The sequence below is a fragment of the Arthrobacter sp. DualSoilB13 genome (assembly GCF_055389195.1).
On the sequence record NZ_AP035865.1, the window covers coordinates 2,740,430 to 2,755,460 of the forward strand.

General features: G+C 60.0%; 10 protein-coding genes. 3 read left to right on the forward strand and 7 right to left on the reverse strand.

Annotated elements, in window-relative coordinates; translation table 11 throughout:
• Positions 1-11: 11 nt before the first annotated feature.
• Genes ACZ5J0_RS12595 through ACZ5J0_RS12610 form a run of 4 tightly spaced genes read right to left on the reverse strand, consistent with a single transcriptional unit; the run spans position 12 to position 8,378 of the window.
• Entirely contained in the window at positions 12-1,481 is a 1,470-nt protein-coding gene (locus tag ACZ5J0_RS12595; RefSeq protein ID WP_142938564.1) for a sensor histidine kinase, read from the reverse strand.
• A 31-nt stretch (positions 1,482-1,512) separates the two neighbouring features.
• Positions 1,513-6,369 (reverse strand): NAD-glutamate dehydrogenase, encoded by a 4,857-nt coding sequence (locus ACZ5J0_RS12600; RefSeq protein WP_464093232.1) that lies wholly within the window; start codon positions 6,367-6,369, stop codon positions 1,513-1,515.
• A gap of 57 nt (positions 6,370-6,426) precedes the next feature.
• Positions 6,427-7,740, reverse strand: coding sequence for an AAA family ATPase (locus tag ACZ5J0_RS12605; protein WP_166840135.1), 1,314 nt, complete (start codon positions 7,738-7,740; stop codon positions 6,427-6,429).
• The gene (locus tag ACZ5J0_RS12610) at positions 7,737-8,378 is read right to left on the reverse strand and encodes an SAF domain-containing protein (protein ID WP_142938561.1); all 642 of its coding nucleotides are present in this window, start codon (positions 8,376-8,378) and stop codon (positions 7,737-7,739) included. Before ACZ5J0_RS12610 ends, ACZ5J0_RS12605 begins: the two co-directional genes overlap by 4 nt.
• A gap of 155 nt (positions 8,379-8,533) precedes the next feature.
• Between ACZ5J0_RS12610 and ACZ5J0_RS12615 the strand changes: the two genes are divergently transcribed.
• Positions 8,534-8,755, forward strand: a complete 222-nt coding sequence (locus tag ACZ5J0_RS12615; RefSeq protein WP_142938660.1) for a helix-turn-helix domain-containing protein — start codon at positions 8,534-8,536, stop codon at positions 8,753-8,755.
• On the opposite strand, the gene ACZ5J0_RS12620 is transcribed toward ACZ5J0_RS12615, so the two are convergent.
• On the reverse strand, positions 8,752-9,339 hold the full coding sequence (locus tag ACZ5J0_RS12620; protein ID WP_223940539.1) for a hypothetical protein: 588 nt from the start codon (positions 9,337-9,339) through the stop codon (positions 8,752-8,754). The two genes, ACZ5J0_RS12615 and ACZ5J0_RS12620, sit on opposite strands and share 4 nt — an antisense overlap.
• A gap of 149 nt (positions 9,340-9,488) precedes the next feature.
• On the opposite strand from ACZ5J0_RS12620, the gene ACZ5J0_RS12625 reads away from it, so the two are divergent.
• Positions 9,489-10,262: a LysM peptidoglycan-binding domain-containing protein gene (locus tag ACZ5J0_RS12625; RefSeq protein WP_223940540.1), complete on the forward strand. Its 774-nt coding sequence runs from the start codon at positions 9,489-9,491 to the stop codon at positions 10,260-10,262.
• Between the two features lie 158 nt (positions 10,263-10,420).
• Complete coding sequence (locus ACZ5J0_RS12630) at positions 10,421-10,843, forward strand: Rv3235 family protein (protein WP_223940541.1); 423 nt, start codon at positions 10,421-10,423, stop codon at positions 10,841-10,843.
• 96 nt (positions 10,844-10,939) lie between these two features.
• Here the strand turns inward: ACZ5J0_RS12630 and secA are convergent, their stop codons facing one another.
• Positions 10,940-13,681 carry a preprotein translocase subunit SecA gene (gene secA, locus ACZ5J0_RS12635; RefSeq protein ID WP_142938557.1) on the reverse strand — a complete coding sequence of 914 codons (2,742 nt, stop codon included), beginning with the start codon at positions 13,679-13,681 and terminating at the stop codon, positions 10,940-10,942.
• 42 nt (positions 13,682-13,723) lie between these two features.
• Complete coding sequence (locus tag ACZ5J0_RS12640; protein ID WP_464093233.1) at positions 13,724-15,013, reverse strand: winged helix-turn-helix domain-containing protein; 1,290 nt, start codon at positions 15,011-15,013, stop codon at positions 13,724-13,726.
• Positions 15,014-15,031: the final 18 nt, after the last annotated feature.

Sequence of the window (15,031 nt, forward strand, 5' to 3'; positions counted from 1 at the left end):
GCCCCCGGGGGCTAAGCCCTGGCAAGGTTGAGGACGATTTCGACGGCGGTTCCGCCCCCTTCGCGCGGGATCCACTGGATGGACCCTCCAAGTTCGCTTGTCACGAGTGTGCGAACAATCTGCAAGCCCAGACCCTCGGTGTATTGGCCGTCAGGCAGTCCAACGCCGTCGTCTGCAATAGTCACAGTCAGGAATTCGTCGTCTCCGTCCCCTTCTGCCCTGTCGGCCAGGAGCCATACGGTTCCTGTCCGCCCCTCGAGTCCGTGCTCAACAGCGTTGGTGACCAGTTCGTTGATGACCAAAGCCAGCGGAGTGGCGAAATCGCTGGGCAATTCGCCGAACATTCCTGAGCGTTCCGTCCGCACCTGTTGGGACGGGGAGGCTACTTCCGCAGAAAGCCGGAACTGGCGCCCGATCAGTTCGTCGAAGTCGACGCTCTGCGTCAGCCCCTGAGAAAGAGTTTCATGAACGAGGGCAATGGTGGCTACGCGCCTCATCGCTTGCTCGAGGCCCTGCTTGGCTTCGTCGCTGACCATTCGCCGTGATTGCATTCGCAGAAGGGCTGCCACCGTCTGAAGATTGTTCTTGACCCTGTGATGGATTTCCCGGATCGTGGCGTCCTTGGTAACAAGTTCCATTTCCCTGCGACGCAATTCAGAGACGTCGCGGCACAGGACAAGGGCTCCGAAGCGGTGCTGCTCATCGCGCAAAGGGATGGCTCGGAGTGAAAGGCTGACACCCCTGGACTCAATTTCGCTGCGCCAAGGCATGCGCCCCGTGACCACCAAGGGCAGCGTTTCATCCACCATGCGCCGGTCCTTCAGAAGGCCGGCCGTCACCTCCGCCAAAGAACGGCCTTCCAAGGACTCAACTTCGCCGAGTCGACGGAAAGCGGAAACGCCATTGGGGCTGGCGTATTGGACGATGCCTTCGGCGTCGAGTCGGATGAGGCCGTCGCCGACTCGAGGTGCTCCGCGACGCGAGCCCGTTGGGGAGGCAAAGTCGGGCCATAGTCCCAACGTACCCATCCGCAGGAGGTCATAGGCGCACTGGCGATAGGTGAGTTCCAGCCTCGATGGCATGCGTGAACTGGACAAGTCCATATGCGATGTCACAACCGCCAGAGTCCGGCCGTTGCGCACCATCGGCACAGCCTCTACCCGGAGTGCCATCTCGCTGCTCCAACTCGTTTCGCTGGAACGTTCAATCGACCGGCTGTTCCACGCCTTATCCACTAGGGGGCGCAGATCCGAGCGTATGCCCTCACCCACGAAGTCCGCGTGGAACACCGTATGCGATGTCGACGGACGGACGTGGGCGAGGGCGATGTAGCCAAATTCCGGGTGCGGAAACCACAAAGCGAGGTCCGCGAAAGCCAAGTCAGCGACCATTTGCCAGTCGCCGACGAGGAGGTGCAGCCATTCGGCATCCCCAGGCCCGAAATCAGCGTGTTCCCTGATGGGGTCTGTAAAGATTGCCACTGCACCTCCATTTGCGACGCCGGGACTGACCCTAGCGTCGAACGATTGACCTCAAGAGCCTTAATGCTACCGACAGTGAGGCCATGTCGTCGGCTTCCAGCGCGTTGACCTCGTCAAACATGGTCTTGGCGCGTGCCAGCTGCTCAGCATTTTGCCCTTCCCAGGCCTTAAGGCGTTCTTCAGCCACGGTGCCGGACTCCGTCGACTCAAGGACCGACGTCGTCATGTCAGCCACTGTGGAGTACAAGTCGTCGCGAAGGGCTGCCCGTGCCAGGGCCTGCCAGCGGTCATCGCGGGGCAGGGAACTGATGCGTTCCAGAAGTGAATCCACGTGGAAGCGGTTGAACACCGTGTAGTAAACGTGCGCTACATCCTCGACGCCTTCGCTTCCGGTCTCGGCGATTCGCGCGATGTCCAAAAGCGCGTAACTTTCGAACAACTCCGCCCACCTTTTCGCGAGGTGGTCCGGAAGTTCCCAGCCACGGGCTTTGTCCAACCAGCCCGAAATGCGGACCTTGTCCTCACCCCGAAGGTAGTCCAGAAGCTTGGCCCTCAGTGGGGCCAACAAGGGCTTGAAGGATTCCACTACGTCCGAAATAGGCTGCGACGCCATCCCTTGCCCCAGCACCCAACGCACTGCCCGGTCCAGCAACCGCCGGATGTCCAAATGGACTTCACTCCAGTGTTCAGTCGGGAATGATGCGGGAAGCGCATTCAGCTCGGCCACCATCGGATCAAGATCGTAGATTTCACGCAGCGCAACGAAGGCTTTGCCAACGGCTACCTCGTTGGCCGAGGTTTCCTCAATGGCCCGGAAAGCGAATGTGATGCCGCCCAGGTTGATGATGTCGTTGGCAACTACTGTGGCGATGATCTCGCGCCGCAGCGGGTGCGTATCCAGCTCAGCGTCGAATTTCTCCCGCAGCTGTTTCGGGAAATAGTCACGAATAGTGTCCGCAAACCACGGATCATCGGCAAGGTTGCTATCCCGCAACGCTGCAGCCAGTTCGATCTTTGCGTATGCGGCCAGGACCGCAAGTTCGGGAGACGTAAGACCCTGCCCCTGTTCCAGCCTGGACCGGAGAGTCTCTGTGGTGGGAAGTGCTTCCAGATCGCGCTTGAGATCGGCGGACTTCTCCAGCCAGTCCATGAGCCGCTCGTAGCTTGGGCTCCAGTCCGCGACCCGTGTGCGGTCGTTCAGAAGCAAAATGTTCTGGTCAATGTTGTCTTGCAGGACAAGCCGTCCCACCTCATCGGTCATATCGGCCAGGAAGCCGGCCCTTTCCGCCGCGTCAAGCTTGCCGGCCGCTACCATCCGGTCAACGAAGATCTTGATATTGACCTCATGGTCGGAGCAGTCCACGCCGGCAGAGTTATCGATTGCGTCAGTATTCAGGATGACGCCTTGCAATGCGGCTTCGATGCGGCCCCTTTGCGTCAGGCCCAGGTTTCCACCTTCGCCAACAACCTTGACCCTCAGATCCCGGCCGTCCACGCGGATAGCGTCATTTGCTTTGTCGCCCACGGCAGCATGCGTTTCAGTGCTGGCCTTGACGTAAGTGCCGATACCACCGTTGTAGAGAAGGTCAGCCGGCGCCAGCAAAATCGCGCGGAGAAGCTCCGGCGGGCTTAGCTGCGTCGTTCCTTCGGGCAGACCCAACGCCTTGCGTACCTGCTCCGAGACCGGGATGGTCTTGGCCTGACGGGGGTAAACGCCGCCGCCTTCGCTGATCAGCGACCGGTCATAGTCGTCCCAGGAAGACCGGGGCAGTTCGAAGAGCCTTTGGCGCTCGTCAAACGATGAGGACGCATCAGGTGCGGGGTCAAGGAAAATGTGGCGGTGGTCAAAGGCGGCGAGCAGCCGGATATGGCGGGAAAGCAGCATGCCATTGCCGAAGACGTCACCGGACATGTCGCCGACGCCAACTACTGTGAATTCCTCGGTCTGGGTGTCGAGGTCAAGCTCGCTGAAATGCCTCTTGACTGATTCCCACGCCCCGCGCGCGGTGATGCCCATAGCCTTGTGGTCGTAGCCCACCGACCCGCCCGAGGCAAACGCGTCACCAAGCCAGAATCCGTATTCGGCCGCCAATCCGTTAGCGGTGTCGGAGAACGTTGCCGTGCCCTTGTCTGCTGCCACCACGAGGTAGGAATCGTCGCCGTCGTGCCGGACAACGTCCGACGGCGGCACGAGCCTTTCGCCGTCTGCTGATGTAACGAGGTTGTCCGTAATGTCCAACAGGCCTCGAATGAAAGTCTTGTAGCTCTCGATTCCCTCGGCCATCCAAGCTGCCCTGTCCGCGGCCGGGTTGGGAAGCTTCTTGGCGAAGAAGCCACCCTTGGCACCTGTGGGGACGATGACGGCATTCTTGACGGTCTGAGCCTTGACGAGTCCCAGAATCTCCGTCCGGAAGTCCTCCCGACGGTCGGACCAGCGAAGGCCACCGCGGGCTACCTTTCCAAACCGCAGGTGCACGCCTTCAACTCTCGGTGAGTAGACCCAGATCTCGTACATCGGGCGCGGGAAAGGAAGACCATCGATCGATGTGGGGTCCAGCTTAAAGCTGAGGTATTCCTTGTTCTGGTAGTAATTGGTCCGCAGAGTCGCCTCAATAAGGTTCACGAAAGTTCGCAGGACGCGATCGGCATCCAACGTGGCCACCTGCTCAATCGACTCCGCAAGGGCTGCCCGGGCTGCAGCTTGGCGCTCGGGCCGCTGCTCTTCAGCAACTGTGGGATCGAACCGCGCGGAGAAGAGTTCGTTGAGCCCCCGCGCAACATCAGGATTGCCAAGCAGCGTATCGGCGATGAACCCAAAGGAGTTGGTGTTGCCCATCTGCCGCATGTATTTGGCGTAGGCGCGGAGCACCACCACTTGACGCCAGTGGATTCCTTCGCGGAGTACCAGCCGATCGAAGTTGTCCGACTCGACAGCGCCGGTGATGGCTGCGCCGAAGGAATCGCTCAGGAGATCTCCCGTGGCCAACGGGTCTACACCCACGGGGTACTTGAGTCCGAGATCGTACAGGAAGAAGTCGCGGTGATCCGAGGTCTCAATCTCGAAGGGCCGCTCATCCAGGACCTCAAGGCCGAGATTGTGGAAGTAGGGAAGGATCTGGCTGAGGCTCTTGGGCTCCATCAAGTAGAGCTTGACGCGGGCATCCTCTTCCAAGGCCTCACCGGCGCCCTCAGGGAGATACACATGGACGCCAGGCCTGATCTGCTTGGTTACCCGGCCTGCCCGCTCTGCCTCCGCTCCATATTTCTCGAAGCGCTCAATGTCCTCAAGAGCGTCTTCCACTTCGTAGTCAACACGGTAGCCTGCAGGGAATGCCTCGGCCCAGAGTGCTGACAAAACGTCGGCATCCGCCGAAGACCTGTGCTCGCGGAGAACCTCTGAGATACCTTCACTCCACGATCTGGAGGCGCGCATCAGACGTTGTTCCAACTCTTTTACGTCCACTTCCGCCAGTTCAGCTGTGCGGGGCAACCTGATCCTGAAGAAAACACGGGCCAAGGCAGATTCAGTGATCCGGGCCTCGTAGTCGATGCTCTCGGCATGGAACGTTTCGCGAAGCTCCTGCTCGATTCGGAGACGAACACTGGTGGTGTAACGGTCACGAGGCAGGTAGACCACTGCGGACATGAAGCGGCCGTAAATGTCCGGGCGCAAGAACAGCTTGGTCCGCCGGCGTTCCTGGAGCCGTTGAATTCCGGTGGCCGTGGAGGCAAGGTCCGGAATCTCGATCTGGAAGAGTTCGTCGCGGGGATACGTTTCGAGGATTCCCAGAAGGTCCTTGCCGGAGTGGGAGTCAATGGGGAAGCCGGCGTTACGAAGAACAGCGTCCACCTTGTCCCGAACAATCGGGATGCTGCGCACGGATCCGGTGTATGCACTCGTGGCGAAGAGGCCGATGAAGCGGCGTTCCCCGTTGACGTTGCCCAACGCATCAAAGCTCTTGACGCCGATGTAGTCGAGATAGGCGGGTCGGTGCACAGTGGAGCGCGAATTGGCCTTGGTGATCACCAAAGCACGCTTTTCCCTTGCACGCTTCCGGCCCGCATCCGTGAGGTGCTGGACTTGACGCGTGGTGTCTCCGGCACGCAGGAGGCCCAGGCCGCTGTCTTCCCGGAGCTGAAGAACGTCCTCACCGTTTTCATCCACAAGGTCGTATTCGCGGTAGCCCAGGAACGTGAAGTTTCCGTTGTCCAGCCAACGCAAAAGGTCTTGTGCCTGCCTGAGCTCAGCCACTTGCTCGGGGTGCGTCACGCCACCCAATGCCTCGGCCAGCTCGAGCGCCTTGCTGCGCATCTTGGGCCAGTCCTCCACTGCCGCCCTGACGTCGCCGAGGACACGTTGGAGCCCTGCGATCAATTCTTCCCGCGCGTCGTCACCTATCCGGTCAATTTCAACCGCGATCCATGACTCCATGTGGGAAGCGTTATCGCCATCGCCCAGCAGATGGGCCACGCTGGGGAGTGCTGCGGTGTCGCCACTGGAAATGCCGACATTGGAGGGGACCCTGGAGATACTGGTGAGCTCGCCGGATTTGCGATCACGGGTGACCACGAACAGAGGGTGCATGACCAGCCGGATGGCGCAGTTCTGGCGAACAAGCTCTGCATTGACGGAGTCGACCAGAAACGGCATATCGTCAGTGACGATGTAAACGACACTTCGCTCGGGCTCACCGGCGATTTTGACGACTGCATTCCCAGGTAGACGGGACTGGGCGATGTCCCTGTGCTTTGTAGCCCGCGCAATCAAGAGTTCGGGCGAATACGCACGTGAATCCTCCTCTGCAAGGTGTTCATAGTAGTCACCGAAGAACCCTTCACGGACAACTGCTGCATCGGACCGATCCTCCACGCTGGATCCTGACGACATCGACAAACGCCTCCATCACATGTTGATTGCTGCGACTCTGCAGCCCACATGGCGAGCCTAGCGCTTTGGCAGACGCAAAGCTCTGATAGTTCGGCCAAAGGAATCCTGTTTTTGCTGGACAGGTGCACAGACCAGCCCTACTATGGCCTTTCGCAGGGGCGAGTCGGGTGCTACTTCCAGTAATACTGAACCCGTGAGTAAAGCCGCGTCACATGCCACGGGGTCAGCGGGAAGGTAGGCGTCCACGCCCACTCCGGGGCCGTATCGGTCCCACGCATCGTTCAGTTGTTGCCGGGGCGAATGGCCAACTGCCGAGCGCTTCACCTTGTTCAACACGACCCGGGGAGATACCTCCGGGACCGCAGCCTCAAGCTCCGCCAGTCCCCGTACCAAACGTGGCACTCCAATCGCGTCGGCGGAACCAACGGCAAACACAACATCAGCCATTTCCAAGCTCCGCAGGGTGGCGGCATTCCGACGCGGAGCCATAGTGTCGAAGCTAAGCTCTTCGTCTGATTCAAGGCAGAAACCTGTGTCCACCACAACATGATCCGCTAGTTGCCGCGCCGCATCCAGAACCATCGCGACGGCTCCCGCCCTGAGTTCGGTCCATCGATCCGCTCTGGTTGTACCCGTCAGCACCCTAAAAGTTCCTCCCTTGGTGAAGACAGGAATCGCCACCGCCCTGAGGGCTTGACCATCCAGCAGTCCCTGGTCCGCCAGTCGGCAAGCCTGGGCAAAACCAGCCGACTCCTCCAGAAGGCCGAGCACCGCCGACATGCTTGCGCCGTAGCTGTCCGCATCCACCAGAAGGACTGATTTGCCTTCCGCGGCCAACTCCGCCGCGATGTTGGCAGCAAGGAACGTCCTTCCGGGGGCGCCGATCGGCCCCCACACGGCAATGATCCGGCCGCCTCCCTGCGGAGTCTCTTCATCCCTGCGGTCCGATTCCGGCATCGAGCGCAGCTCTGCCCCAGGATCGGCAAATCCGGTGTCTCGGGCGGAGGCAGGCAGGCTTTGCCGGCTCCCCCTGCCAACGGCCTCAGATATTTTGGCCGCCAAGTCACCGGCTTCGATGCCCGTCATAGCCGGTAAGGCACCTATGGAGTGCAGACGTTTGGCCTCGGCTGGATCGTCCGTCAGGGCGATGATTGAGACACCCACCGCCCCAAGACGATCAACCAGCGTGGTGGTGAGTTCCTCGCAGCCCTCCGCTACGACGGCGGCAACCGCGAGGCCGCTTTGGCAAGCAGCAATAAGCTCAGCAAGCTCCGAACAACGGCGCACAACCGTTACGGGACCGCGGAGGCGCTCCAACCCGCCCACTACAGCTTCCTGAGCGGAGCCGACGGTCACTACAGGAATGCTCATCGAACAACGCCCGTGGGGTTCCACACGACGGAGACCTTGGCCCTGTTCGCCTGGGCGCCCAACAATTTCGGCATTTGTTCATCCGTCACCAGCACCATCACCACAGTTGTTCTGGCCGAGCCCAACGTAGTACTCCCAGGAGTCACCGCGGCAATTTCTGCGCTCGGCAGGAGCATCTCCGGCGCGTCAAAAGCGCTGCTTGCACCCGGCATGGAGACCCACACGTCCACCCTGGCGCCTGGAACGGCCTGCGGGGGGAGTTCTTCCTCCAAGGCAATCGCTACAGGTTTGCGGTCCAACGCATCGGCGACTCCCAGGCTTGCCCGAGGGATCAACTGGTTCTTTGCCATCCGCTGCAGTGCCACGCTGCTCTCCGCAAGCCCTTGTTCCACAGTGATGTAGCCGGCCTCAACGTCATCCAAACGAACTTTGACAATGGAGAGGTCCGCCTCCGTGACCACCTGACCTACCGCGATGTCTTCCCGGGCGGCGAAGACCTGGGTTGTCCTGTCTGCGGTGCCCACCAAGGCAATGACGCCTGCGACGGACCCCAGGACCAGCAAAAGACCGATAAGAAGCCGCGGATCTTTCCATGATGGTTTCCTTAGCCTCGCGGCCACGCCGATACTTTCTCCCATTTTCCTGCTTCCCCGCTTTGAGTTACGGCATGGTGGAAGCACCTGCCTCCTCATTCTTACCGGCGCATTTTCGCGGAGCCAAGGCCACCGGCCTCAAATGGGCCGAAACTGTGGATAACTACACCAAACATCAGCAACGGTGGCAAAATGAAGCCATGCCCCGATTCCTGACTCTTGCGGACGTCGCAGAACAACTACAAATCAACTCGCCACAGGCCTACGCGCTGGTTAGGAGTGGCGAGCTGAAGGCCATTCAAGTGGGTGGCCGAGGACAGTGGCGTATCGAAGAGAAGATGTTGGAGCAATATATCGAAGACCGCTATGCAGAAGCTGGCCGCATGATCGAAGAGGCCAAGGCCAAAACCAACCGGTCTTAGTCCCCGCCGCTCCTGAAGTCCTGGTTACCCGCCGAGCAAAGCGCTGCCAACGAACTGAAGGGAATGGTCATTACCGCAGCCACCCTGCCGGGCCGGCGCGATTCACCGTTCTGAACCACCGCAAGGTCAAGGTAGTCCCGGCCGACCCTGTCTATTACTCCTTGCAGCTCATATCCATCACGTGCCGCTACTTTCAGATGAACCACCAGCTCGGCACGATCGCGTGCCAGTGCCCTCAGTGCTGAGGCGATGCCCAGCGACTGCTGTATCCGGGACGCAGGTTTCAGCGCTACCCTGCCGAGTCCTTCGTATGTCACAACGGAGGGATAGGGCAGTAACCACTCCCGCGCTCGCTCCGTCAAGACCAGCCATTCGCCGCCCACGTGGCTCAACCGTCCTCGTAGGACCCTGCCGTCAATCAGAACGACCTTGATGTCCGCTCCGAAGGCCCCACGCAGACGGTCAGCCAATTCGATGCCCGCCAGCTCAACCCTTGCCCGCTCTGTGATCTCGAGTTCGGCTTCCAAGGCGCGCCCCGCCGAGAATTGTGCTTCCAGATCGCTAAAGAGAGAGTCCCATCTCATGTGGTCAGACTAGGCTGCATGAAGGATGTGCGACGAATCGGAGAGGTACATCAGGGTTGCAACTGGACAAGGCACTGCAAACATGTTCAGAATGAGTCAAATAGATCAAACCGCATCAAATTGCATCAAAGGGAGCATGGGGGCTTTTAGTGGCAAAAGTATTGCGTAGTGACTCTGCCCTGGCAGCGTTTGTTCTTGGGCTGGGACTGTCCTTGGTACTTACGGGAAATGTGCTGCTTACGCAGTGGCAGGCAGCGGAGCGGCATGGTCAGACCCTTACCTTCGAACATCTTCTCGGCTTCTCAGCCAACGCAGTGGGACTTTCTGTTGTCATCTGGTGGGCACTGACGTTCTTCATCGCTTTCCTGGCATCGTTGTTGCATCGGGTTGGGCACAAGAAGAGCGCCCATCTCCTTTCACGGTTCAGCCCCGCCTTTATGTTGCGGCTCGCGGTGGCCGTCGTGAGCCTGAATCTCATGGGCGCGGGAATAGCCCAAGCAGATGCCGCACCACCGGAACCTGGCTGGCAAAGCGCCTCTCCTCATAGGGCGCCGGGAAAAGCGGCGTGGACTCCGGCTTCCTTGGACCGCGCGAGTTCCATCCCGCGATCTGTAGACGATGCCCATGCTTCAGCATCCCGGCCTCATGACCCGCGCTGGCAACCCCGGCCCCCCGTGGTTGACCCGGGGTTGCTAAGCCGCCAGTCCACACGTTCAACCACCCTAGCGGGAGAAGCCGCCGTTGTTGTTGAGGATGGCGACTCGCTATGGTCGATTGCGGCCTCCCGGCTCGGACCCTTTGCAACCGACGTGGACGTCGCGTTGACGTGGCCCAAGTGGTATGCCGCCAACAGGGCAGTCATCGGAGGGGACCCCACCGTGCTACTCCCGGGGCAGGTTCTTCAGCCCCCGGCACCAAGCTAGTAAGGCCGGGACTTCAGTGCCCGCTTCCTCCATAAGGACCGTCCGCTCAGGGACAACCTTCACATCTCAAAGCCAATCCGTAGTGTCATCCCAGCAGAAGCCAATGAGTAAAGCGTCCCCACGCTGCAACTCATGTAGTGAATGCCAGAGGTATGACCATGACCCTTGCAACGAAAACCCGGCCAGCAGGCCCTCGGAGCACGCAACATACGGCACCAGCATCCGGCCAAAGCGGCTCGGACATCGACGTCCGGCTTGTTGCCCGAAGCATCGCGCAGGCAACCTTGGAAGTACTGGCGGGAACCCGTCCCGTCCAGCAGCTCTCACGCTCGCTGGACGCCGAGTGTTATCTGTCGCTCCAGCATCGGGCAGCATTGACCCGAAAACACTCAGCCAGGAGCCGAGGTACTGCCCAACCGCACCGTAGTCCCATGGTGCGTTCGGTTCGGGTCTGTTCCATTTCCGAATCAATCTGTGAAGCAAGCATCGTCGTCGCTGAGGAGCAGCGTTGCCGTGCCGTCGCCATGAGGCTGGAGCGGCTGGACGGTGTTTGGCAGGTTACCGCCCTGGAAATAGGGTAGGCCCAACCGATCGTGCTTTGAGAGAAAGCAAAAAGGTGAAGCCTGGACGTTCCGTCCGGGCTTCACCCTTTGCTGTGACCGCGTTACGGAAACCGCTTAGCGACGCTTCTTCTTTGCCTGTTTCCGCTGATCCTGACTTGCTGCTTTAGCAGGATTTCCGGACCGGCCCGATGCCCTACCCTCAATGCGCGTCTGGGTCGCTCCGTCTTCTCCGGGCGCGGTGTACTGCAGCTGCGCGGGCTTCTCCGGCGCCTGAAGGCCCGCCGCACGGATCTGAGGATCGTGGTGCTCTGTGTGTGCGCCGGAAGCCGAATCGTCTGCCACCACTACGTCTTCGGCTGGTGTTACTTCGACTTCCAGGTTGTAGAGGAATCCGATACTTTCCTCACGAATGGCTTCCATCATGCTCTGGAACATGACAAACCCTTCGCGCTGGTATTCCACCAGGGGATCACGCTGGGCCATGGCACGAAGTCCGATTCCCTCTTTGAGGTAATCCATCTCGTAGAGGTGTTCCTGCCATTTACGCCCAAGGACCGAAAGCACAACCCGCCGCTCAAGCTCACGCATGCTCTCGGCGCCGATGGATTCTTCCCGCGCCTGGTAGACAAGCCGGGCGTCAGAGAGGATTTCCTCCCTCAGGAATTCTGCCGTGACCCTGGACTTACCGCCGGCTTCGTCAATGATTTCCTCGGCGGTAACCGTTGCCGGGTACAGGGTCTTCAGGTTTGCCCACAGCTGGTTGTAGTCCCAGTCGTCACCTGACCCCTCGGCCGTAGCGGCATCAATGAGTGAGTTGATGGTGTCTTCCAAGAAGAACTGCACTTTTTCGTGCAGGTCATCGCCTTCGAGGATGCGACGACGGTCGCCGTAGATCGCTTCACGCTGGCGGTTGAGGACGTCATCGTACTTGAGGACGTTCTTGCGCTGCTCGGCGTTGCGACCCTCTACTTGGCCTTGCGCCGACGCGATGGCGCGGGATACGAGCTTCGACTCCAGCGCTACGTCGTCGGGAACGGAGCTGTTCATCAGCCGTTCGGCCGCACCTGAGTTGAACAACCGCATGAGGTCGTCCGTGAGGGAGAGGTAGAAACGGGATTCGCCAGGGTCACCCTGACGTCCGGAACGTCCGCGCAACTGGTTGTCGATCCGGCGGGATTCGTGGCGCTCGGTGCCAAGCACGTACAGTCCGCCGAGGTCCAGAACTTCTTCGTGCTCGTCCTTGACGGCCTGCTTGGCTGCAGCCAGGGCCTCGGGCCATGCGGCCTCGTACTCTTCCGAGTTTTCCTCGGGATCCAACCCACGTTTGGCGAGTTCGGCGATGGCAGTGAACTCGGCGTTGCCGCCGAGCATGATGTCAGTGCCTCGGCCCGCCATGTTGGTTGCTACCGTAACTGCGCCTTTTCGTCCGGCCTGGGCAACGATGGACGCTTCCCTCGCGTGGTTCTTGGCGTTCAACACCTCATGCCGGATGCCTTCTTTGGCCAAGAGCTTCGAGAGGTACTCACTCTTTTCAACGCTGGTGGTACCCACCAGTACAGGCTGGCCGTTTTCATGCCGTTCAGCGATGTCCTGAACGACAGCATCAAACTTAACTACCTCGTTCTTGTAGACGAGGTCCGGTTGGTCGATGCGCTGCATGTCGCGGTTTGTGGGGATGGGAACGACGCCGAGCTTGTAGGTGCTCATGAATTCTGCGGCTTCGGTCTCAGCCGTACCGGTCATGCCAGCGAGCTTGGAGTACATGCGGAAGTAGTTCTGCAGCGTCACCGTAGCGAGCGTCTGGTTCTCTGCCTTGATCTCTACGTTTTCCTTGGCCTCGATGGCCTGATGCATGCCTTCGTTGTAGCGACGACCGGCCAGGATACGGCCGGTATGCTCGTCAACGATCAGCACCTCGCCGTCGAGGATGACGTAGTCCTTGTCCCGCTTGAACAGTTCCTTTGCCTTGATCGCATTGTTGAGGAAGCCGATCAACGGCGTGTTGGCAGATTCGTAGAGGTTCTGGATGCCGAGGTAGTCCTCTACCTTCTCAATCCCGGCTTCCAGCACGCCCACGGTTCGCTTCTTCTCGTCCACCTCGTAGTCGACGTCAGGCTGCAAGCGGAGGACAACTTTGGCAAATTCGCTGTACCACCGGTTGGTGTCGCCTTGCGCAGGACCCGAAATGATCAACGGTGTACGTGCTTCGTCAATCAGAATGGAGTCCACCTCGTCCACGATCGCAAAGTTGTGCCCGCGCTGGACCAGTTCGCTGGCATCCCAGGCCATGTTGTCGCGCAGGTAATCGAAGCCGAATTCGTTGTTGGTTCCGTAAGTGATGTCAGCGTTGTACTGCTCGCGGCGTACCGTGGGGTCCTGGTTGGACAGGATGCAGCCACTGGTAAGGCCAAGGAAACGGTAGACCCTGCCCATGAGTTCGGACTGGTATTCGGCGAGGTAGTCGTTCACCGTGACAACGTGGACACCCTTGCCGGACAGCGCATTGAGGTATGCGGGAGCTGTGGCAACGAGGGTCTTGCCTTCACCCGTTTTCATTTCCGCGATATTGCCCAGGTGGAGGGCTGCGCCACCCATGAGCTGGACATCGAAGTGCCTCATTCCCAGCGTTCTGGAGGAGGCCTCACGGACAGCGGCAAAGGCTTCCGGGAGGAGTGCTTCCAAGGTTTCGCCGTCCTGGTGGCGCGACCTTAGCCGGTCCGTTTCCTCGCGGATTTCAGCGTCCGTGAAGGACTTGAAAGTGTCTTCCAGGGCATTGATGGAATCGGCATAGTTCCGCAGTGTCTTGAGTGTCTTTTTGTCACCCGTGCGGAGAAGTTTTTCGATTAGTGATGCCACGTGAAATTGCTCCCAGTCTCATGCTGCCGAATTCTGGCTGTTTCAGTCTACGGGAGAGACCAGCGCCACGTTGCCGGGTTCACCTCTGAGCGGACTGCCCGGCTGGACGTATTCTCCCGGGGCAGGACCATCGTTCGCCAAGGCTTCGGACAACGCTCCGGCGAGGTCCCCCACTGGCCAGACGACCACCTCCTGGAGGCCGAGCCACGTTGCCATGAGCCTGAGTTCCGCGGCAAGTTCGACGGCGGTATCCGCTGGCGCGTCCATCTCACCAAAGGCGGAGCGCACCAGAAGCTGACGGGATATCCGATCGGCTTTCAAGTCCACTCTGGCAACGATGGCTTCCCTGAGCAGGAACGGCAAGACGTAATAGCCGAAACGTCTCTTGGCGGCAGGGGTGTAGATCTCAATCCTGTAATGGAATCCGAATAACTCCTCCAGCCTCCGTCTTTCGAAGACCAGGGAATCGAATGGGCTCAGGAGGGCCCTGCCTGCTGCTTTTCGCGGCAAGGTGGCATCGACGTGTTGGAAGGTTTCCCTGTCCCATCCCCGAACACTAACGCGTTCAAGACGGCCCGCGCGGACCAGGCGTTGCACCGAACCCGCGCCCGCCTTCAAGGGCGTCCGAAAGTAGTCGGAGAAGCACCTTACCGTGCCAATTCCGTGGGCTCGCGCGGCTGCATCCATGAGCCGGTCAAGGGACGCTTCAGCATCGCCTTCGGGCGGTTGGGCGTCTGGAACAACCCGGGAAGTGAGGGTGTATTTTCGCTCGAACTGCGCTGTCCTGGAAGCGGCGGAAATCCGGCCTTCCTCGAAGAGGTGCTCCAGCACCCGTTTGACGATATTCCAGTTCCAGCCCCAGTTATCACGGTCCGGGTCCTCGTCGTGACCGAGTTCTGCAGTCAACTCGGATGCAGTCATGGGAGGCCCTGAAGTGAGCGCAATCAGAATGCGGTCTTCCATGTCCTGCCGTACGGCCGGATCAAGACGGTGTGCGCCCACCCACGCCCGCTTTTGCCATACGAGCAGGTCCTGGAAATGCTCCGGCCGGATAAAGCTCGCCTCGTGTGCCCAGTACTCCATCATTTTGCGTGGCTTGCGGCTGGCCATCGATTGGAGGATGAAGGGATCGTAGTTGCCAAGCCGGGAAAAGAATGGAAGGTAGTGGCTTCGCGCCACAACGTTGACTGAATCGATTTGGACTAGCTGGATCCGGGCAAAGGTCCGGCCCACCGCCCGTGAAGTCACGGGGCCGGTGGGCCGGACCTTCGCTAATCCTTGAGCTGCCAATGCGATCCGCCGTGCCTGTGAAAGGCTCAGCGAAACGGTCATTGAAGTCCCTTCGTACCT